This window comes from Gammaproteobacteria bacterium, assembly GCA_003696665.1.
Lineage (GTDB): Bacteria > Pseudomonadota > Gammaproteobacteria > Enterobacterales.
Window position 1 is genome coordinate 1 of record RFGJ01000600.1, and the last position, 20,958, is coordinate 20,958.

A 20,958-nucleotide genomic window follows, 5' to 3' on the forward strand; every position below is an offset into this window, starting at 1 on the left:
CGAAATAAATTATGATATCACGCCAGTCCGGCGTCTTATTGACATTCCGGACGGTACAAAATTGTTACGAGAAATGAAAATGTGCGCCGCTCGGCAGGCGAAAGCGGCCAACGTGCCCGAAGAAGTCTTGTATAATAATCGCTTGTTGACCGGGCTGATTCAATGGAAAGCAGGTGTACGTCACAATCCGCCTAGGCAGTGGCTTGGCTGGCGAAGCCAGCTGTTAGGCCCACACTTTGAAGCGTTAGGCATTCCGCTAAAACCTGAAATCAAACAAGGGTAACCATATGTTGGCTTATATCTACAGGAGCCCCAAAAAAGACGAAATGTACCTTTATGTGGCTCAGAAAGATGATTTTTCCAATGTGCCGCAGGCGCTCATGGCGCGGTTCGGCACACCTCAATGGGTCATGGCACTAGATTTGGCCACGCGAGAAAAACTTGCACGAGAAGATATTGATGAAGTGCGTGCCAATCTTGAATCACAAGGCTATCACTTGCAATTGCCTCCGCCTCCAGAAAAATTAGTGCCATGAGTGACAGGCACGAGCAACGCCTTGGCAGATGGTGGGAGGCGAAGAGCCTCGATGAAATGAGCGAGGAGGAATGGGAGCAGCTGTGTGACGGTTGCGGAAAATGTTGTTTGTATCAACTTGAAGATGGCGAACAGCCTGGCCGATATTTCCAAACGAATGTTGCCTGTCGGCTCCTCGATCAGCGAACTTGCCGCTGTCGAAGCTACAACACACGTCATCGTTTTGTCTCCGACTGTATCAAGATCACACCGAGAAATATAGGGCAGCTCGATTGGTTGCCAGATTCCTGTGCGTATAGAAGGCTTTGGCGTGGGCTTCCTTTACCAGACTGGCATCCACTGGTCACTGGCAATCCGAGCTCGACCCGTGAGTCTGGTCATTCCGTGGCCGGTCGGGTCATTTCAGAAGATGTGGCTGGTCCCATTGAGCAACATATCATCATCTGGGATGAGTTTTAGCAATTTTTCTTTAAATTCAGTGAAAACTGGCCGATAACTCAAATTGTTCTAGAATTTTGTATATGGCATAAATTTTGAGGGTAGCCATTTGCGCCGCACACTGATTCTATTTTTCATTTTGTTTTCTTGCCTAGGGGTTGCTGCCACGCCGGATGTGCGTGTGATGATCGATGTCTCGGGCAGCATGAAGAAAAATGACCCGCATACCCTACGTCGTCCAGCTGTGCGATTATTGGCTGGCATTTTGCCTCGGGACAGCGAGATAGGAATTGGTATTTTTGGTGAACAGGCACAATGGATACGAAAACCGACACAAGCAGGCACCAAGTTGGCCGAGCAACTGAAAAAACTGGAGTCGTCTATTCATTCGCGTGATAAGACGACAGACATCGAAGCCGCACTTTCTCTGGCACTCAAAAGTTTCACAAAACCAGATGCGGAGCATCCACGTATCCTTATCTTACTGACGGATGGCATGGTGGACACTTCCGGCGATGACGCCGCAGATGCTTTGTCGCGAACACGTATTTTAGAAAATTGGCTCGAGGAAGCTCGTCAAGCCAATGTACGCATTTTTACAATTGCTCTCTCTGGTGAGGCTGATGGTGAATTGCTAGAGCGGTTGGCCACCTCGACGAATGCCTGGTTCGAGCAGGTCGACTCGGCAGATGCACTGCAACAGGCATTCATGCGTATTTTTGAACAGTTCTCAACGCAGCCCAGCATTCCCATACGAGAAAATACGTTCAAGGTAGATAACAGTGTTGAAGAATTCACGCTGTTGGCCTTCAAAGAAAACGGTTATTCGCTGGCGCTACAATCGCCTGATGGCAAAAAATTCGAAATGGAGACGGCGCCGGATAACGTGGTGTGGTTTGGTGATCAAAATTTCGATTTGATTACGGTTCGAACACCACAACCCGGCGAATGGAAAATTATCGGGCCGCTTGATCCGAACAATCGCGTGTTTGTTGTCAGCGACCTCACATTGTCGGTCAACGACGGTCAGCTTCCCACCAATTTGATGGCAGGCGACAAATTAACCTTGACCGCCGCGCTCAAGGAGAAAGACCGCATCATAAAGCTCGAAAATTTTCTGAAACTGGTTCGGCTTGAAGGGACGCTGCAAATTAATCAGTCAACACCCACGGACATCATTTTCGGTGATGATGGCCGGGACGGCGATGCTGTGGCGGCGGATGGCGTGTTTTCTTATCCGGTGCCCGTACCGAATGATGATGCGGATATTCATATCATTGTGACGGCGTTGAGCCCAACATTCGAACGAGAGTTTCGTAGAACCCTGCGTGTTTATGCGCACTTTTTTAAACTTGAATTCGTGCCCCCAGAAAATGAAAAGTCATCGCCTATGCTGGTTGTCAGTCCACGCGAGGGCGTCACTCAAATCGATAGTCTGGCGCTTCAAGCCAAGCTGACCAATTCGGAAGGCAATGAGCAGCCCGTCACGCTCACCTTTGACGAAAAGAAAAAGTATTGGTTTGGTGATCTGAAAGATTTTCCGCCTGGAGAATATGAGGTTGAAGTGGTGGGCAGCGGAAAGACGCATTTCAACCGTACCTTCCAAGACATCCGTGAACATCTTACCGTGACCTTAATTGCGCCTGAGCCAACAAAAGCACAGGGAAATGAGGAAGCGGTGTCTAAGGCGACTGTGGCGGAAGCACAGGATAATGCGGATCAGCCAGATGAGAATAAACCGGTCGAAGCCACTGATGAAGCAACAGAAGCAAAGGACAAGCCGAGCACAGAAAAAACACAAGAAGAGAGCAGTATTTGGTGGTGGGTGATTGCTGGCATCCTGTTTAATGTACTGCTGGGTGGTGCCGGATGGTGGCTATGGCAACGGTGGCAAAAGAAACGGACGGCAGAATTGGCGGAGATGAAAGACAAAGTGTCGAATCCTGACACGAATGAGACGCAGGAGAATTGATCGTGTCGATACTCATTCTTATCGAATTTGTGCTCCCATTTGCCATATTTTCGGCATTGGCGATTTGGTTCTATTTGCGCGACAAAAATAAGCAAAAGCAATTATTGGCCAAAATTCTTGATGTTTCGAGCAAGCAAGAAGAAAAGTTTAAAGCGCAATTGCAAGCCTATTTAGCCGATCAGATTGGTCTGTCGGAAGATGCGTTGGATGATAAGTTGAGCGAACTGCTTAAAGCGCGGCGAAAGGTCTATCAAGCACTGGTCGAGGCGCTGGTCAGTCAAGATGAGGCGATGGCCGAGACGCTTGAGCAATCGTTCACCGAGTTACATTCCCTCTATTGGCAGTTGACGCCTGCACAGGAAACCTCGACAGAGGCGCCAGCAGATGAGGCTGGCGAAGAAGCCGAAGCGGCAGCAACCTCGCTGGAAAAGACGGTCGCAGAAAACAAAGTGCTCAAAAAAGAGAATAAGCGTCTCAAGGCAGAGGTACATGTTTCTATGTCTGCATTGAACAGTCTATTTGCAGAATTCGCGTCCATGTTCGGTGAAACCACAAAGTCCGATCACATGATGACAGTGGACGAGATATTTGAAGCCATGCAGCGCTTTACCAAAGGTGACTTCAAGCCTAAAAATATTGATCCCGACTTGGCGCCTGAACTGGCCGAGGGTGAACCGTCTTCGCAGGAGAATAGCCCTGAGGCTGATACTGAGGGCACAAGCGAACCCCTAGTCGAGCAAGACGAAAGCACCAACGTCCAAGAGGAGGATGGGCGCGCATCCAACAATGAAATAGAGAGCCAAGAAGCCGAGGATGAAGGGACGACGCCAAATGACGCCATCACTAGCGAGGCCATCAGAGATGAAGTCACTGAGCAGACCGGAGATTCCTCGAATATGGCAGATTCAGAAGACGAAGGGGAACCGACTTGGGAGGATGCCTTTAAGGAAATGTCAGCCGAGCAGAGCGATGGGGCGGCGGACGATGAGAACCAAGCTTCGTCAACCTCCGGTGACGATCAGTTTGAAAACGACGAGAACAAAAAAGAGTAAAAAAAATCTCGTTTTTTTGTTGACACACAGGGCTCGCATTCGTATTATTTCGCCCGCCGTCGGATGATGGCATTAAAGAATACGGAGCGGTAGTTCAGATGGTTAGAATACCGGCCTGTCACGCCGGGGGTCGCGGGTTCGAGCCCCGTCCGCTCCGCCACATTAAAAAATAAAAAACCGTCCAACGGGCGGTTTTTTATTTTTGTCCACCTCATCCTTCTCTCCACATATGTAGAATTTTTCCGTTGGAAGTGATGCCTCGGCGCACTAGTTATGCTTGCGCAGCTACCCGTTTTGCCTATACAGGCTCACAATTCGCTCAATTGATCTCGGACTGCGAGGTTAGGAAAAGGTACCGAGTGTCGAGACAGCGTCTTGATGTCCTTGAACTCGAGGGTTTTCGACGAGCGAGTACAGTTCATGCCGCTAATGCGACAGATAGATAGGAATCGGATTTATGGGGAAATAATATCAAACCATTTCTGAGGGCAAGGGGGCTGAAAGCCGGCTTCAGCCGGCTTTCAGGGTGAGTGCACGTCAGGGTTATGTGCCCGCGCAGAGTTCGTTGGCGTCAAATTCATCGACCGAGATGACTTCCTTGCGACCTTGCTCAGCGCGCTCAATCAGCTCAGCTGCGTCTGCATTGATCAGACCAGCGGCCAGTCCCAATTGAGCCAGCTTGATAGGATCTCTTTCCTTGGTGTCCAAGGCTTTTCTAAGCTTCGCAATGATGCCCTCTGCCGCTAAGAGATCGTTGAGCACAAGCTCCATTTGACCCACTTTATTGTGTTCAGTGGGTGACAGGTAAATGCCATCGGCGAGACGACTACGGGTTTCGGATGGCTGCAAGAGAATCGCAGCCAACTTGTGTCCGAGGCGGTCGCTGGGGCCTTTAAATGGTCGACCAAATGGGAAAAACAATGCTTTCAGCAGTTTCCCAAGCCATCCAATAGGGTAGTTGTCCAGCAAGGTGATCGCGGCCTGTTGGGCTTGGTAGAGGTTGTCTTCCAATGCGTATTGCACAACCGGAAGGTCTTCGGTGGGGCGACCATCGTCGTCAAATTTCTTCAGGACAGCCGACGACAGATATAGATGGCTCAGAATATCCCCAAGCCGCGCAGATACACGCTCTCTTCGCTTGAGTTCGCCACCAAGAACGCCAAGCGTGATGTCGGTGAGAATGGCCAACAAACTGCTGAATCGAGTCATTTGTTGGTAGTAACGCGTGGTTGCGTCTTTAAATGGCGCCTGTGCCAACCTCGCACCGGTCAGCCCAAGCCAAAGAGCGCGAACAAAATTTGAAATGGCAAAGCCAATATGACCGAACAAAGCCTTGTCAAAGTTATCAAGTCCACGGGTCGCATTCTCATCGTGGGCAGATTGAATTTCAGACAGGAGATAAGGATGACAGCGGACCGACCCCTGACCAAAAATGATAAGTGAGCGGGTCAGTATGTTTGCGCCTTCCACAGTAATTGAAATTGGCGCGCCCTGATACATGCGACCAAGATAGTTCTTGGGGCCAAGAATAATCCCCTTGCCGCCGTGCACATCCATGGCATCAATCACAGCACGGCGTGCGCGTTCGGTTGTGTGATACTTGACGATAGCGGATGCCACTGATGGCTTTTCTCCGCTATCAATGGCAGCCGTGGTAAAGGCGCCCACCGCCGCGTTGGTGTAAGCTGTGCCAGCAATTCGCGTCAGTGCCTCTTCAACCCCCTCCATCTTGCCAATCGGGACGTTGAATTGCTTACGTATGCGTGCATAAGCGCCAGTGGCAATGGCCGCCACTTTGCTGGCCGCAATGGCCCCAGAAGGGAGCGAAATTGCACGTCCAGCGGAAAGACAATCGACCAACATTCGCCATCCCTGTCCTGCCATTTTGGGCCCGCCAATGATGTAATCAAGCGGAACAAAAACATCGCGACCGCGTGTTGGCCCGTTCTGGAACGGGATGTTGAGCGGAAAATGACGTTTGCCAATTTCGACGCCTGGCGTGTTGACAGGTATCAACGCGCAGGTGATTCCATATTCTTTGGGACCACCAAGCAAGCCGTCCGGGTCATACATTTTGAAAGCCAAACCAAGCACTGTGGCGACTGGCGCAAGGGTGATATAGCGTTTGTCCCAGTTTAGCCGCAGGCCGATGACTTCCTCACCATTGAACTCACCCTTGCAGACAATGCCTGTATCTGGAATGGCTGCAGCATCCGAACCAGCTTCCGGAGCCGTGAGCGCGAAACATGGCACTTCTTCGCCTTTCGCCAATCTCGGCAAATAGTAATTTTTTTGTTCCTCAGTTCCATAGTGCAAGAGAAGCTCTGCGGGACCAAGTGAATTGGGCACTGAGACAGTGCTACCAAGCACCGAAGATACGGAATTGAGTTTTATGAGAACGCGAGAGTGCGCGTAGGCAGAAAATTCCAATCCTCCATATTTCTTGGGAATGATCATGCCGAAAAATCCTTTTTCCTTGATGAACTTCCAAGCTTCAGGCGGCAGATCTGCACGCTTGTGCGTGACCTCCCAATCAGACACCATGGCACATAGCTCTTCAACAGGTCCCGCAAGAAAGGCCTCTTCTTCCGGACTTAACCGTGCCTGAGGGAAATCGTGCATTTGTTTCCAGTCCGGCGCCCCTCGGAAGAGTTCGCCTTCCCACCAGACCGTGCCGGCATCAAGCGCTTCTTGCTCGGTATCGGAAATAGGAGGCATCAAAGATTTGAATACCTTGAAGATCGGCGCTGAAATGAGTGTTTGGCGAATTGCCGGGATGTTCAACGGGACAAAAACAAGCAAATACAATAACCAAGCGAGAATCGGCGACTCATCCAGCACACTGATACTGAGTAGCAACAAGAAGCCGACAAGGGTGAATGTACGTAACGATGCTCTGAAGTAAGCAAGAACGCCGATATAAGCAAGCGTTCCGATAAGCCAATATAAGGCGTCCATGAAATATACCTCTTCTTGCATGAAACAATGCTGTCTGGCAAGGATAGCAAATGGTCGGATGAGATCCCAGCCCTGTCATCCGACCAGTTGACCGGGATCAGTAAAAATCAACTATGGTCTGGTTGTATTGAAACATAACTAAACAATTTTTTGATAGAAAACTGATTCCATTAGCAATAGAGTGTAGTCGGTATCACGAGACAGGGGAGAAGGGCATGTCAGACAGAAAAAGAGTCGCTATTGCGGTGCTGCATGGTTTGTCGAGCGAAAAACAGTTCTATTCCGTAGAATTTAAGCACCGTGTGACGGAGACGTATCTTGGGCTTAACGAAAACTTCCAAGAGGAAGATTTGGTTTTTCAGGAGATTTATTGGGGCGACCTCGTCGGGGGACAAATACAAACCCTGTTTGAACGTATCAATTACCGTAATGATCTCACCTATCTTGAGCTTCGTCGCATACTGATTGATTATTTGGGCATCACACACGCGTATCGCTCAGGTCGCCGCAACGCGCTGTACTTGGCAATTCACGATCGTATCCGAAATGGCCTAAGAAAGTTGGCGACACATAAACGGGTGGATGCCCACAGTACTCCATTGGTGGTGATCGCGCACTCGTTGGGAGGAGTGTTTTTCTCTGATTATGCTTGGGATCTTTCGGAAGAAAAATCACTGTCTGGGATGACTGACGATGTGGTATCGCCGCTTGAACGGCTTGAAACTTTTGCAGGGTTTGTCACTTTCGGAAACCCAATGGCGATGCTCGCGGCCATGAATCCAGAACAGTTTGATCGGCCTGTGCGGGTCGGTGGCAGTGCCTTGGATGAGGTGACCAAAGCGAATAGCCGATGGTATAACTTCTATGACAAAGATGACATTATTGCGTGTCCGTTGAAGAAGCTGAATTCAGCCTATGAAGAAGCTGTGTCAGAAGACATTGAGGTGAATGTCGGTTCAGTTGCCACGAGCTGGAATCCTGCGTGCCATAACGGCTATTGGGAAGATAAGGATTTCTATAAGCCGGTGGCGGAATTCCTCTCGCAATTGCGAGCAGAGCATGTCTTTTGGTAAGCCTCGAGCGGCAGGGCCGCCTTGGGCGGCCGCCATGTGGTGTTAGAGTGAGTTCAAGAATGCCGTCATTGCCTGTTTCATCCACAGGTGGTCGTGCACACCAGCGCATTCACGGATAGAATGCATGGCCCACTGCGGACTGCCTACGTCCAGTGACGGGACGCCAAGGCTTGCCGCTGTCATCGGCCCAATGGTGCTGCCACACGATAAGTCTGTGCGGTTGACGAACTTCTGGTAGGGAATCTTATTGTCTTCGCATAGCGCAACGAACAAGGCCTCAGTCATCGCATCGGTTGTGTAGCGTTGGTTATGGTTGATTTTTATGACTGGACCTTGATTAATGATCGGCCGGTGCTCCGAATCATGTTTGTCCGGATAGTTTGGGTGCCAGGCATGCGCCATATCGGCGCTGAGCATTATGCTTTTTGCGATGGCTTGATGCGGGGCCTGTGCCGACGAGTCAAGGGTCGAAACGATCCGATTAAGCACATCTCGCAGGAAATTGCCATCCGCGCCTTTGTCACTGCCACTGCCAACTTCTTCATGATCAAATAGTGCGATCACTTGTGTGGCATCCGAAGAATCTGCGTCAATTAAGGCTTCGAGTGCTGCGTGGCACATCGCTAGGTTATCCAGCTGGCTGTTGGCCAGAAACTCATTGTTCGGCCCCCAGAGTGTGCCGGGCTGCGTATCATAGACCGCAAGCTCCCATGCCAGAATCGCTTCCGGGTCGATGTTTAACCGTTCTGCGACGAGACGCTTGACCGGTTCGCGATCACCATCGTTGGCTAACGATAGAATCATCGGCATTTCTGTCTGCGGGTTTAACTTGAGGCCATCCTCATTGACACTTCGATTCAAGTGGATGGCCAAGTTGGGGATACGGACGAGTGGCTCATCAAATTTTATGAGTGCTGACGATATGTGATCGGCATTGCGGTACGCTACGCGTCCGGCGAGGGACAGATCGCGATCGGTGAAAGTCGCTAAGATTGGGCCGCCATACACTTCAACGCCGAGCGTGCACCATTCCTGGTTGTGTTTTGTTGGACAGGGCTTGAGCCTTAATCCGGGTGAATCGGTGTGCGCGCCGATAATGCGAAAGCCGCTCATGGTTGGTGTGGCCGATCCTAAGCGGAAGGCGATGACCGATGAATCATCGCGTACTACATAATAGCCTGCACCTAGTTGGAGATCCCATGGTGCGTCTTCAGAGAGCTGCTGAAACCCTGCCTTAGCGAGATGCTGACAAGTCGTCGCCGCGGCATGCCAGGGGCTGGGTGATTGATCAATAAAGGCGAGCAGTTCCTTGGCGAAATCTTGTGCGTTCATAAATACAGTCTTATACCCGTGCGTTTGGTGGACATGCTAAAAAGCCCAAACGATAAACGCAAGCCAGATCGTGTAGAATTTATTTTTCTTGTGGCGCTTCTTGAGACACTAATGATGGATTTGCCAAAACTGGTTTTAAAGAAAAACGAAGAACGTCGCCTGAGGGCTGGCCATCTCTGGATATTCTCGAACGAAGTGGATAGTCAGAAAACGGATCTGAAAAGCATTGAACCGGGCGCCTTGGTGACGGTGATGGATTGGCGCGGTAAGGCGCTAGGGCTCGCTTTCTTTAGTCGTGGTTCATTGATTTGTGCACGACTCTTAACACGTGATTTGAACATACGCATCGATCGGTCTTGGTTTGCGAAGCGTATTGCGCGCGCCCTTTCCCTACGTGAACAACTTTTTGACAAACCGTATTACAGACTCGTCTATGCCGAATCGGATGGCTTACCTGGCTTGGTGATTGACCGATTTGGTGACGTTTGCGTCGTGCAGAGCAATACACAGGGGATGGATAAAGCGCTGAACATGATCGTTGGCGCTCTGGAAATGGTGATTTCACCGAGGACCATAGTGATTCGGAACGACAGTAAGGCGCGGGATTATGAACAGCTGCCTGACGTTGTGATGCAATTTGGTCAACCGGTCGAAGATAAGGTGCTCATTGAGGAAAACGGTGTGAAGTTTTTTGTCGATCCGCTCAAAGGACAAAAGACAGGGTGGTTTTTTGACCATCGGGAAAACCGAGAATGGGTGTCTCGCTACGCAAAGGGGCGGCGTGTGTTAGACCTATTTTCTTATACCGGTTCTTTCAGCGTTCAGGCAGCGGTCGGTGGCGCGGCAGAGGTGCTCGCGATAGATGCCTCGCGCGAGGCGCTCGACTATTTGCTCGAAAACGCTTCCCTCAATCGCGCGGCAGATCGTGTACAGATACAACATGGTGATGCGTTTAAGACATTGAAAGCATTGATAAGTGCCGGTGAGTCGTTTGATGTCATTGTGGTGGACCCACCGGCCTTCGTGCCACGAAAAAAAGATTTGAAGGTTGGGATGGAAGCGTACCAGCGACTCAATCAGTTAGCCGTACAATTGTTGAAGCCTGGCGGTTTGATATTATCTGCCAGTTGTTCGATGCACCTTTCAGGTGATTCTCTGCAAAATATCATTCGCAAAGCCTTACTTAGAACTGGTCGAACCGGCCAGATTATTCGTCAGGCGACACAAGCGCCAGATCATCCGATACATCCTGCAATTCCAGAAAGTCGGTACTTGAAAGGTTACGGTTTTCGTGTACTGAACAATGAGTGAGCGTGGCAGAATGTCCACAATCGAGATTGTGTGAAGGGTGGATTTATGGTATAAACCGCGCCGCAGTTGTGCGCTTTTGACGCATGATGCAAACAGAAATCTCACACCATTCGACACATACGCCGGGGTGCCCAAGTGGGTCGGCATATGGGGATGGTGGAGGCGTAACCCCAATAGGAGAAAACATTATGTCGAAAGTCACGATGCGTGAATTGTTACAGGCGGGTGTTCACTTCGGTCACCGGACCCGCTTCTGGAACCCGAAAATGAAGCCATACATTTTCGGTGCGCGAAACAATATCCATATCATCAATCTCGAGCATACGCTGCCAATGTTTCAGGAAGCGCTGAACTATCTTGGCTCTGTGGCAGCGCGAGGTGGTAAAATTTTGTTCGTCGGCACCAAAAGAGCTGCGAGCAAGATTGTGGCAGAAGAAGCTAAGCGCTGTGGTCAGTACTTCGTTGACCACCGTTGGCTCGGCGGCACTTTGACCAATTACAAGACGATTCGTCAGTCCATCAAACGCTTGAAAGACCTTGAAAAACAGTCAGAAGACGGGACTTTTGATCGTCTGACGAAAAAAGAAGCCCTGTTGAAGCGGCGCGAGATGGAAAAGCTCGAGCGTTCGCTCGGTGGGATTAAAGACATGAATGGTTTGCCGGATGTTCTCTTTGTGATTGACGTGAATCACGAAGACATTGCGGTCAAAGAAGCCAATAAGCTGGGCATCCCAGTCATCGGTATCGTTGATACGAATTCCTCTCCGGATGGCATCGACTACGTGGTTCCCGGTAACGATGACGCGATTCGCGCCATTCGGCTTTATATGAAACACGCCGCGGACACCATCCTCGAAGCGAAGACTGCAGCAGGTGGTGCCGAGGTTGAGGAAGAATTTGTGGAAGAAACCGAAACGGCTTCCGTTGAAAACGAAGAAACGGATAGCGAATAAGGCGTGTCGGAAAGGGGGCAAGGCCCCCTTTTTTGGATTCAATTTTCAAACATAGCAACTGAATGAACGTGGAGAGATGACATGGCGGTAACAGCGGCAATGGTGAAAGAACTGCGTGAGCGTACCGGCGCAGGTATGATGGAATGCAAAAAAGCCTTGGTTGAGGCGAATGGCGATATTGAACTGGCCATTGAAAACATGCGTAAATCAGGTCAGGCAAAAGCGGCAAAGAAAGCGGGAAGAATTGCTGCAGAGGGCATTATCTTAACGCGCCAAAATGGCTCGGTCGGTGTGATTGTTGAAATCAACTGCGAAACTGACTTTGTCGCGCGCGATGAAAACTTTCTCAATTTTGCCAATGAAGTCGCTGATCTCGCACTCAACAATGAGGTCGATTCACTTGAGCAGTTACTCAATGCGACAATGGCATCGGGTGAGACTGTGTCTGCAGCGCGTGAAGCTTTGGTCGCCAAGATCGGAGAAAATATTCAGGTACGGCGTGTTGAGAAATTAACAGGTGGTGCACTGGCCGATTATCTGCACGGCACACGTATTGGTGTCCTCGTTGCGTTTGAAGGTGAGGTGGATGCTGATTTGGCGAAGGATATTGCGATGCACATTGCCGCGAGCGCACCACAGGTCGTGTCTGCTGATGACGTTCCGGCCGAAATGTTAGAAAAGGAACGGGAAATTTTCACCGCGCAGGCAAAAGACTCCGGCAAGCCAGAAGAAATTATTGCGAAAATGGTAGAAGGTCGCCTGCGTAAATTTGTCAATGAAGTCAGCCTTGAAGGTCAGCCGTTTGTTAAGAATCCTGACGTGACGGTTGGTAAGCTATTGAAGGAAAAGGGTGTCAAGGTGATTGGCTTCAAGCGTTACGAAGTTGGCGAAGGTATCGAAAAGAAACAGGAAAACTTCGCTGAAGAGGTTATGGCGCAACTTAAGGGCTAATTTATGCACAACCATGCGACACCACTCTATCGACGGATTTTATTAAAGCTCAGTGGCGAAGCTTTGATGGGCAATGAGCCGTTTGGTATTGATCCGAAAGTACTGGATCGGCTTGCCAATGACATCCGGACGGTGGTTCGCATGGGCGTGCAGGTTGGTGTTGTCATCGGCGGGGGTAATCTGTTTCGAGGACAAAAACTTGCCGATGCAGGGATGGATCGTGTGGCCGGCGACCATATGGGAATGCTGGCCACTGTGATGAATTCGCTCGCCATGCAGGATGCGCTTGAACGTGCAGGGCAGCCAACGCGTGTGATGTCGGCCGTGTCACTGACAGGGGTCTGTGATGATTATGACCGACGTTATGCTGTCCGTCACTTAGAGCAGGGGTGTGTTGTGATTTTATGTGCAGGGACAGGGAATCCCTTTTTTACGACAGATACGGCGGCGACTTTGCGTGGAATCGAAATTGGTGCCGATGTTATCTTGAAGGCGACCAATGTCGATGGCGTCTATTCAAATGATCCCAAAAAATATCCTGAAGCCACGCGATACGAGCGTTTGAGCTATTCGGAAGCATTGGAGCGTGAACTTAAGGTCATGGATTTGACGGCGTTTTGTTTGGCGCGAGACCACGGCAAGGTCATCCGGGTCTTCGACATTCATCGATCTTCTGCGCTGGTTGAAGTTGTGACCAGTGAGGACATTGGAACAGTTATTCAGTAGAATGACAGGAATTCAGGCTTGGAGTGGAACTCATGATTGATGAGATTTTGAAAGACGCACGAGTCCGGATGGGCAAGTCATTGGACTCACTGAAGCACGATATGGCGAAAATTAGAACTGGGCGTGCCCACCCGAGCTTGCTCGAACATATCACCGTCTCCTACTATGGTGTGGAAACGCCACTGAATCAGGTCGCTAATGTGGCGGTTGAAGATGCACGCACTTTGACCATTACACCATGGGAAAAAAACATGGTGCAGCCAATTGAAAAAGCGATCATGAATAGTGATCTGGGGCTCAATCCCAGCAGTGCTGGCACCGTGATTCGTGTGCCGTTGCCACCACTCACGGAAGAGCGCCGGCGGGATTTGACCAGAATTGTCCGGCAAGAGGCAGAGCAAGGCAAAGTGGCTATCCGAAACATCCGGCGGGATGCCATCAGTCAGATTAAGGAACTTGTCAAGGAAAAGGAGATCTCGGAAGACGAAGCGCATCGTGCAGAAGAGCAGATTCAAAAAATCACGGATGAATTTATTAACAAGGTCGATGCGGTTTTGAAAGATAAAGAAGAAGAACTGATGGCGGTGTAGTGGCATCTCGCAAAGCGCTGTCAGGGTAGTTCAGCCCCTGATGGCGTTTTTTATTAATGGAGGCAGGTGTTGAGCAAACAAATTGGCCAGACAAACAAACTGCCCCGTCATGTTGCCGTCATCATGGATGGTAATGGGCGCTGGGCTCAGGCACGTGGCAAAAAGCGTATTTTTGGGCATCAAAAAGGGGTGGAGCGCGTGCGAGAGGCCGTTGAGAGCTGTCAGCGTCTTGGGATTGAAGCCTTAACGCTGTTCGCTTTCTCAAGTGAGAATTGGCGGCGTCCGCCAGAAGAAGTCAGTTTTCTTATGCAGCTATTTCTGAAAGCTTTGACCAAGGAACTCAACGCCCTTCACAAAAATAATGTCCGTATTCGGTTTATTGGGGACAGATCGCCTTTCTCTGACTCGCTCAAGCAGGTCATGCACGACGCTGAACACAAAACGAAAGGTAATACCGGTATTCAATTGACCGTGGCCGTGAACTACGGGGGACAGTGGGACATCGTCAATGCCGCCAAACAGCTCGCCCAAGAGGTTGCAAGCAAACATATCCAAGTGGATGAAATCGATAGGGAACATTTCGCGAGCAAGTTGTCGACCTATGGATTGCCAGCTGTTGATCTTTTGATACGCACGGGGGGAGAGCAGCGGATTAGCAACTTCCTTTTATGGGACAGCGCTTATGCTGAGTTATATTTCACATCGACGCTATGGCCCGACTTTGATGCAGAAGCATGGCGGCAGGCATTGGATGATTATGCTCGCCGTGAGCGACGCTTCGGCGGGCTATCGAGCACTATGAAATTTTCGTGAACAATGCTGAGACAACGCATAATAACAGCTTTGATTTTGATACCTTGGGTGGTGCTTTTGGTCACCATCACGCCCCTAAAATGGTTTGCTGGTATTGTTGGGGCAGTGATTGCCTATGCCGCATGGGAATGGGGAAGGCTGGCTGGGCTGACAACAATACCCCATCGAAGTTTGTATGTCGCGAGCACTGTTGCGCTTATGGTGGGACTGTACTTTGCCCAGCCACATATTGAGTTTTGGCCAGGGACTGCTGGCACGTATGCGCCTCTTGACCAATTGAGCAGCTTGCCTTTGTTTACCTTGATTGGCGCGGTGGTCTTTTGGCTTTGTGTCACAGCATTGTTAATAAAAAACCGTAAAAAAACGCTTTCTCCAGGGCGGCTGACGGCTATTTTCGTTGGTTGGCTCGTGCTTGTGCCAACTTGGGTGGCGTTGATCAGCATTCGGCGAACGTTTTACCTTGAAAATCCGTTGTATGGCAGTGCCTTGCTCACTTTTGCGCTTGCTCTGGTATGGGCTGCGGACATTGGCGCTTATTTTGCTGGAAAAAAATTTGGGCGACACAAGTTGGCGCCGGCCATCTCCCCCGGTAAAACAATCGAGGGCGTGATAGGGGGAGTGTTGCTGAGCCTTATTGTAGCGATGGCTTTGAGTGCGGGTGTGCTCCCGATGACCCTGACACCTTGGGAAGCACTGGCTTTGTCACTTGTGGTCGTGCCCGTTTCCATTGCAGGCGACTTGCTTGAAAGTATTTTCAAACGCAATCAGGGCCTCAAAGACAGTGGTAATATTTTGCCTGGTCATGGCGGCATTTTGGATAGGATTGACAGTTTGACCGCGGCACTTCCCGTATTTGCCACGATGTTTTATTTTCTGGAGCGCCTGTGAAGAGACAACGGCTTTTGGTGTTGGGGGCCACCGGGTCCATCGGCGACTCGACTTTGTCGGTTGTGTCGCGTCATTCCCAATTCGAGGTGTGGGGACTGACCGCCCATTCGAATTGGCGAAAGATGTTTGAATTGGTCAAAAGATGGCGGCCAAAGTTTGTGGCCATGTCGACCGAGTCAGGGGCGGAACAGTTACGAGCTGCCCTTCGGGAAGCCGACGTTCAATGTGAGATTCTTGCAGGCCCCGATGGGTTAATTGAACTTGCTGGACACCCTGATGTTGACATAGTCATGGCGGCTATCGTCGGTGCAGCAGGACTGATGCCAACCTTGACCGCCGCACGATGTGGTAAGCGCATTTTGCTGGCCAACAAGGAATCGTTAGTGATGGCTGGCGAAATTTTCATGCAAACGGCACGCGTGGCCGGAGCGACGATTTTACCGGTCGATTCTGAACACAATGCTTTGTTTCAAGCACTACCCAATCATTTACAGCAGCCGGGCGAGAAAATCGACTGGCGCAGTGTCGGCGTGGATAAACTGGTGTTGACTGCCTCAGGTGGGCCTTTTCTGAACGCCAGTCCAGAGATGCTTGAAGCAGCCACGCCAGAGCAAGCCGTCGCTCATCCCAATTGGTCTATGGGGGCTAAGATTTCTGTCGACTCAGCGACCTTAATGAATAAAGGTCTGGAAGTGATAGAAGCCTGTCATCTGTTCGATTTGCCGCCAAAGCATGTTGAAGTTGTGATCCATCCGCAAAGCATCGTCCATTCTATGGTTTACTATACCGATGGGTCGGTGCTGGCGCAGGCGGGCAACCCAGATATGCGCACCCCAATTGCGCATGCCTTGGCGTGGCCTGACAGAATTGATGCGGGTGTGGAACCTCTCGACCTAACAACTGTCTCAAAGCTTGAATTTTTTCCACCGGATACCGACCGTTTTCCTTGTCTGCGTCTTGCGTATGAATGTATCCGGGTCGGCCAGGACAGGCCAACGGTTTTGAATGCGGCCAATGAAGAAGCGGTTGCCGCTTTTTTGGCGCGTCGCATAGGGTTTCGTCAGATTGCGGAAGTTGTCGATGCCACCCTTAATCAAGTCCCGACGCGGTCGGTTGAGGAACTGACGGATATTTTAGCGATTGATCAAAAGGCCAGAGATACGGCGCGTCATTACATTGGAAAGCTGTAATGTTTGAGTGAAATAAGGGGAAATATGTTGCACTGGTTGTGGAATCTTGCGAGTTTCGTTGTCGTACTCGGTGTTCTGGTGACTTTTCACGAGCTCGGGCATTACTGGGTGGCGAGACGGCTCGGTGTGCGGGTGCAGAGATTTTCCGTCGGATTTGGACGGCCGTTGTTCAAACATGTGGCACGTGATGGCGTTGAATGGGTGATCGCTGCCATTCCATTGGGCGGTTATGTCAAAATGCTGGACGAACGTGAAGCGCCAGTGCCAGCCGAATGGCGAGATCAGGCCTTCAATCGTCAAACCCTGTGGAAACGAATGGCCATTGTCGCTGCGGGTCCAGTCGCAAATCTTGTGCTAGCGGTCGTGTTGTTCTGGGGGGCTTTTGTCCTCGGTATACCTGGCGTACGACCGGTGGTTGGAGAAGTGGTGCCGGGCTCTATCGCTGATAAGGCGGGGCTGCAGGTGGCAGATGAGGTGAAAACCGTCGGTGATCGACCCGTCAAATCCTGGACGCGTTTTTCCTTATTAATTGTCGAGCATGTTGGTGAAAGTGAAGAGTTGCCGGTCACGGTTGTTCGCCATGGTGAGACTGTGTCTCTTCAGTTGCCTTTGGCCGAAGGGGGACCTCTGGGAGAAAATCAGTCCCCACTGGAGTGGTTGGGCATAAAACCATGGCAGCCTCGTCCAGCGCCATTGGTTGGTCAAATTGAGAAAAATAGTGCCGCCGAACGAGCCGGGCTGAAACCGGGTGACAAGATCGTTGCGATTGATGGACAGGAGGTGCGCATCTGGGATGACATTGGCGAATATTTAGTCGGCAAGGCTGGGAAAAGCGTGACGATATCGATTATACGTGATGGCAAGGAAATGACGTTGGTTGCCGAGCCAGGCCATAACAAACGTTTCCCAGACAAGGGATATCTTGGGATAGCACCGAAGCTCGATCAACAGTGGCGTGAAGCAGTGGCAAAGCTCCGAACCGTGGAGCGTTTTGATATTGGAGAAGCCATTCCACGAGCGATTGATCGGACATGGGAAATTTTGGCGTTATCGTGGAAAGGATTGGTCAAACTATTGACCGGGCATTTGCCGATTTCCAACTTATCAGGACCAGTTGGCATTGCGCAAGGTGCGGGGCAGTCTGCCGCTGTTGGACCTGCCTACTTTTTGAATTTTATGGCATTAATCAGTGTCAGTTTGGCATTCATTAATTTGCTCCCTATACCATTGCTGGACGGCGGTCATCTTCTGTTTTATTTTGTCGAGCTGGTCCGTCGGCGACCGGTCAGTGAAACTGCCCAGATGATGGCAATGAAATTGGGACTTCTTTTTATGTTCGCTATGTTTGTGTTGGCATTATTCAATGATTTAAACCGTTTGGGATAACTATGACAGTCAAAAATAACTCAATGACAAACCACCGATTTGGCGCCAAGGCTTGGGGGCGCATTCTTGGGATACTTATAGCGCTGAATGTTTTTTCGCAAGCGAACGCGATAGCGCCTTTTGTCATTAAGGACATCAAGGTGCAAGGCCTACAACGAATTGAATTAAGTACCTTTTTTACGTATTTGCCAATTAAAGTTGGCGAGGTGCTCGACGATGTGCGTGCGCCAATGGTCGTGCGGGGGCTTTTTAAAAGTGGTGCGTTTGAAGAAATTGAGTTAGCCCGGGATGGTGACACGCTCGTCATCGTTGTTCGAGAACGGCCTGTGATCGCAAGCCTCACGTTTGAAGGGAACAAGGCGATCAAAACTGAAGATCTCAAAGAAGGTTTGAAGAATCAGGGGCTGGCTAAGGGGGAAGTGCTGAACCCAGCAATGCTTGAAGACGTTAAGCGCGAACTTGAAAAGCAGTATTTTGCCTTTGGTAAGTACGGTGTTCGTGTTCGTTATCAAGTGACTTATTTGCCGCGTAACCGGGCTAATGTGAAGTTTATTGTGCATGAAGGTGAAGCTGCGACGATTGCGGACATTAATATTGTCGGCAATCAAGCGTTTTCAGATGAGGCGCTTCTCAAACAATTTGAACTCAGCACGGGTGGGTGGTTTTCGTTTTTGACCAACGACAACCAATATGCCAAGGAGAAACTCTCCGGCGATCTTGAAAAACTCCGTTCATTTTATCGGGATCGAGGCTATTTGAAGTTCAACATTACGTCCACGCAGGTTGCCATAACGCCTCGTAAGGATAAAGTATTTATCACCATCAATGTGGAGGAGGGCGACAAGTATACGGTCAGTGATGTTAAATTCAGTGGCAAGCCGATTCTAGATGAAAAGTTATTGAAAGTGCTCTTCCCGGTAAAGAAAGGTGAAGTGTATTCGGGGGGCCTTGTGACATTCGGTCAGGAGAATATTGCCAAAGCGCTCGGACGGAGTGGTTATGCCTTTGCGAATGTGTCAACCATTCCAACCATTGATGAGGAAAAGAAAACCGTTGCGCTCAATGTTTTTATTGATCCCGGGAAGCGCGTCTATGTGCGGAGGATTTCCTTTGCCGGTAACGAAAAGACCAACGATCATGTGTTGCGGCGGGAAATGCGCCTAATGGAGTCTGGACCGTTGTCCACTGATTTGGTGGACCGTTCGAAATTGCGCTTGGAACGTCTCCCGTTTTTTGAAGAAGTGAACGTCGAAACCAAACCAGTTGCCGGTTCTGACGATTTGGTTGACATACAATTTACGGTGAAGGAGCGCTCATCGGGAACCATTGGCGGAGGTGTTGGATACTCGGACGTGCAAGGAGCGATTATCAATGCCAATATCCGCCAAGACAATTTTTTGGGGAGCGGACGTTCAGTTGCGTTTGACATTAATTCCTCTGCCGCGATCAAATCAGCCAATATCAGCTATACCGATCCGTATGTGACCATTGATGGCATTAGTGTTGGCGCGAATGTTTTTTATAGTCAGAGTGACTTTTCTAAGCTCAATCTTGCCGGTCAAAGTCTCGATCGCGTCGGTGTTGGTTTGAATTATGGCATTCCGCTTGATGAAGTGACACGCCTCAATTTCGGGATTGCAGCCCAGGACAGTACGCTCAAGACGGATGCGGACAAAGGCGTGTTGGTGTCTGAGCCGATTCGACAGTTCTTTGCCTCGGTGGATAAGGACCCTGCGATTGATCCAGATTTGGACTTCCAAGTTGCGACCGCCAGCGTGGCTTTGATCCGAAATACCTTTAACCGTGGAATTTTTCCTGATAAAGGTACATTACAGTCAGTTCGTCTCGACGTCGCCGTGCCCGGCGGAACGTTCGAGTACTTCAAGGTGGATTATCGGTACGAGCACTATTTCCCGATCACCGATGGTTGGACACTACTTGGGCGTTTGCAATTGTCATACGGTGACGCTTACGGTAGCCAGAGCAAAAAGCTACCGTATTTTGAAAACTTTTACGCAGGGGGTATTGCCACATTGCGTGGCTTCGATGCCAACACGGTTGGACCGAGGGAGTTTTTCCTACGCCGTCAAAATGTTGGCGACTTACCATCCGAGGATGGAGGTGATTTGGGAGGCTCGGTCTTCAGTGATTTAGAAGATGCGGTTGTAACGGTCAATCGACGCAGTGTTGGAGGCAACGCGCGCGTGCTCGGGGGCCTAGAGCTGATATTCCCAACCCCGTTTGCCGAGGGCAGTCGATCTGTGAGGACGTCGTTCTTCGTTGATGTGGGGCATGTCTGGGATACGAAGTTTAATCGCGACGACTATCGTTTCCTTGCACCAGAGCAGTTTGAACTTATCCCGGACTACAGTGATCCAACCCGTTATCGGGCATCATACGGCTTGAGTATTCAGTGGATCTCGCCAATGGGGCCACTTATTTTTAGTCTGGCGCGTCCATTGAAGAAAGAGCCAGGAGATAGAACCGAGTCCTTTGCCTTTAACATAGGGCGAACGTTCTGATAAATTGGCAATAAATTTCTTAACTTAATCGAGGGTATTTAAAAATGAAGATGATAAAAATATTGGCCGTATCAATGATTTTAATGACGTGCACCGCAGCAGCGCAGTCAATTAAGATTGGTGTGGTGAGCATTCGCGAGGTGGCCAACAAAATGCCACAGAGGCAGGCGTTGACGGAACAATTGAAAAAAGAGTTTGCCAGCCGAAATGATGAACTTCAGAAAATGGCTAACGAGATTAAGGAAAAACAAGCTGCGCTCGAAAGAGA

General features: G+C 50.1%; 19 protein-coding genes and 1 tRNA gene. 18 read left to right on the forward strand and 2 right to left on the reverse strand.

All coding sequences use genetic code 11. The annotated features are described in order from the left end of the window. The 6 genes from D6694_14545 to D6694_14570 form a co-directional block, all read left to right on the forward strand. A partial coding sequence (locus tag D6694_14545) for a hypothetical protein (GenBank protein RMH35588.1) occupies positions 1-283 on the forward strand: 283 nt, incomplete at its 5' end. Positions 284-287: 4 nt separating this feature from the next. Next, positions 288-536 carry a YcgL domain-containing protein gene (locus tag D6694_14550; protein RMH35589.1) on the forward strand — a complete coding sequence of 83 codons (249 nt, stop codon included), beginning with the start codon at positions 288-290 and terminating at the stop codon, positions 534-536. Beyond that, the gene (locus tag D6694_14555; protein RMH35590.1) at positions 533-994 is read left to right on the forward strand and encodes a YcgN family cysteine cluster protein; all 462 of its coding nucleotides are present in this window, start codon (positions 533-535) and stop codon (positions 992-994) included. Before D6694_14550 ends, D6694_14555 begins: the two co-directional genes overlap by 4 nt. 88 nt (positions 995-1,082) lie before the next feature. Further along, positions 1,083-2,945 (forward strand): VWA domain-containing protein, encoded by a 1,863-nt coding sequence (locus tag D6694_14560; protein ID RMH35591.1) that lies wholly within the window; start codon positions 1,083-1,085, stop codon positions 2,943-2,945. Between the two features lie 2 nt (positions 2,946-2,947). After that, positions 2,948-3,997, forward strand: a complete 1,050-nt coding sequence (locus tag D6694_14565; GenBank protein RMH35592.1) for a hypothetical protein — start codon at positions 2,948-2,950, stop codon at positions 3,995-3,997. Positions 3,998-4,080: 83 nt separating this feature from the next. Then, positions 4,081-4,157: transfer RNA gene (locus D6694_14570), tRNA-Asp, on the forward strand. 383 nt (positions 4,158-4,540) lie between these two features. On the opposite strand, the gene D6694_14575 is transcribed toward D6694_14570, so the two are convergent. Further along, entirely contained in the window at positions 4,541-6,955 is a 2,415-nt protein-coding gene (locus tag D6694_14575; GenBank protein ID RMH35604.1) for an acyl-CoA dehydrogenase, read from the reverse strand. A 215-nt stretch (positions 6,956-7,170) separates the two neighbouring features. Here D6694_14575 and D6694_14580 point away from each other — a divergent pair, with 215 nt between their 5' ends. Next, on the forward strand, positions 7,171-8,028 hold the full coding sequence (locus tag D6694_14580) for a hypothetical protein (protein ID RMH35593.1): 858 nt from the start codon (positions 7,171-7,173) through the stop codon (positions 8,026-8,028). A gap of 42 nt (positions 8,029-8,070) precedes the next feature. Here the strand turns inward: D6694_14580 and D6694_14585 are convergent, their stop codons facing one another. Then, entirely contained in the window at positions 8,071-9,360 is a 1,290-nt protein-coding gene (locus D6694_14585) for a M18 family aminopeptidase (GenBank protein ID RMH35594.1), read from the reverse strand. Positions 9,361-9,471: 111 nt separating this feature from the next. Between D6694_14585 and D6694_14590 the strand changes: the two genes are divergently transcribed. The 11 genes from D6694_14590 to D6694_14640 all read left to right on the forward strand — a co-directional run. After that, complete coding sequence (locus D6694_14590) at positions 9,472-10,671, forward strand: class I SAM-dependent rRNA methyltransferase (GenBank protein ID RMH35605.1); 1,200 nt, start codon at positions 9,472-9,474, stop codon at positions 10,669-10,671. A 188-nt stretch (positions 10,672-10,859) separates the two neighbouring features. Then, positions 10,860-11,624: a 30S ribosomal protein S2 gene (gene rpsB / locus D6694_14595; protein ID RMH35595.1), complete on the forward strand. Its 765-nt coding sequence runs from the start codon at positions 10,860-10,862 to the stop codon at positions 11,622-11,624. Positions 11,625-11,705: 81 nt separating this feature from the next. Then, positions 11,706-12,575: an elongation factor Ts gene (locus D6694_14600; GenBank protein ID RMH35596.1), complete on the forward strand. Its 870-nt coding sequence runs from the start codon at positions 11,706-11,708 to the stop codon at positions 12,573-12,575. 3 nt (positions 12,576-12,578) lie between these two features. Then, complete coding sequence (locus D6694_14605) at positions 12,579-13,301, forward strand: UMP kinase (GenBank protein RMH35597.1); 723 nt, start codon at positions 12,579-12,581, stop codon at positions 13,299-13,301. Positions 13,302-13,333: 32 nt separating this feature from the next. Next, positions 13,334-13,891: a ribosome recycling factor gene (locus D6694_14610; GenBank protein RMH35598.1), complete on the forward strand. Its 558-nt coding sequence runs from the start codon at positions 13,334-13,336 to the stop codon at positions 13,889-13,891. A gap of 123 nt (positions 13,892-14,014) precedes the next feature. Further along, on the forward strand, positions 14,015-14,704 hold the full coding sequence (uppS, locus tag D6694_14615) for a di-trans,poly-cis-decaprenylcistransferase (GenBank protein RMH35606.1): 690 nt from the start codon (positions 14,015-14,017) through the stop codon (positions 14,702-14,704). A 3-nt stretch (positions 14,705-14,707) separates the two neighbouring features. Continuing rightward, positions 14,708-15,592 carry a phosphatidate cytidylyltransferase gene (locus tag D6694_14620; GenBank protein ID RMH35599.1) on the forward strand — a complete coding sequence of 295 codons (885 nt, stop codon included), beginning with the start codon at positions 14,708-14,710 and terminating at the stop codon, positions 15,590-15,592. Then, a complete protein-coding gene (locus D6694_14625; protein RMH35600.1) occupies positions 15,589-16,782 on the forward strand; it encodes a 1-deoxy-D-xylulose-5-phosphate reductoisomerase in 1,194 nt (397 codons plus the stop codon). Before D6694_14620 ends, D6694_14625 begins: the two co-directional genes overlap by 4 nt. Positions 16,783-16,806: 24 nt before the next feature. After that, positions 16,807-18,168, forward strand: a complete 1,362-nt coding sequence (gene rseP / locus D6694_14630) for an RIP metalloprotease RseP (GenBank protein RMH35601.1) — start codon at positions 16,807-16,809, stop codon at positions 18,166-18,168. Positions 18,169-18,170: 2 nt separating this feature from the next. Next, positions 18,171-20,690 (forward strand): outer membrane protein assembly factor BamA, encoded by a 2,520-nt coding sequence (gene bamA / locus D6694_14635; GenBank protein ID RMH35602.1) that lies wholly within the window; start codon positions 18,171-18,173, stop codon positions 20,688-20,690. Between the two features lie 50 nt (positions 20,691-20,740). After that, positions 20,741-20,958: OmpH family outer membrane protein (locus D6694_14640; GenBank protein RMH35603.1), on the forward strand; the 218-nt coding region annotated here is incomplete at its 3' end.

Coding starts and splice junctions, on each gene's coding strand:
- D6694_14550 (RMH35589.1), top strand. CDS start 288: ATGTTGGCTTATATCTACAGGAGCCCCAAAAAAGACGAAATGTACCTT.
- D6694_14555 (RMH35590.1), top strand. CDS start 533: ATGAGTGACAGGCACGAGCAACGCCTTGGCAGATGGTGGGAGGCGAAG.
- D6694_14575 (RMH35604.1), bottom strand. CDS start 6,955: ATGGACGCCTTATATTGGCTTATCGGAACGCTTGCTTATATCGGCGTT.
- D6694_14580 (RMH35593.1), top strand. CDS start 7,171: ATGTCAGACAGAAAAAGAGTCGCTATTGCGGTGCTGCATGGTTTGTCG.
- D6694_14585 (RMH35594.1), bottom strand. CDS start 9,360: ATGAACGCACAAGATTTCGCCAAGGAACTGCTCGCCTTTATTGATCAA.
- D6694_14590 (RMH35605.1), top strand. CDS start 9,472: ATGATGGATTTGCCAAAACTGGTTTTAAAGAAAAACGAAGAACGTCGC.
- rpsB (RMH35595.1), top strand. CDS start 10,860: ATGTCGAAAGTCACGATGCGTGAATTGTTACAGGCGGGTGTTCACTTC.
- D6694_14600 (RMH35596.1), top strand. CDS start 11,706: ATGGCGGTAACAGCGGCAATGGTGAAAGAACTGCGTGAGCGTACCGGC.
- D6694_14605 (RMH35597.1), top strand. CDS start 12,579: ATGCACAACCATGCGACACCACTCTATCGACGGATTTTATTAAAGCTC.
- D6694_14610 (RMH35598.1), top strand. CDS start 13,334: ATGATTGATGAGATTTTGAAAGACGCACGAGTCCGGATGGGCAAGTCA.
- uppS (RMH35606.1), top strand. CDS start 14,015: ATGGATGGTAATGGGCGCTGGGCTCAGGCACGTGGCAAAAAGCGTATT.
- D6694_14620 (RMH35599.1), top strand. CDS start 14,708: ATGCTGAGACAACGCATAATAACAGCTTTGATTTTGATACCTTGGGTG.
- rseP (RMH35601.1), top strand. CDS start 16,807: ATGTTGCACTGGTTGTGGAATCTTGCGAGTTTCGTTGTCGTACTCGGT.
- bamA (RMH35602.1), top strand. CDS start 18,171: ATGACAGTCAAAAATAACTCAATGACAAACCACCGATTTGGCGCCAAG.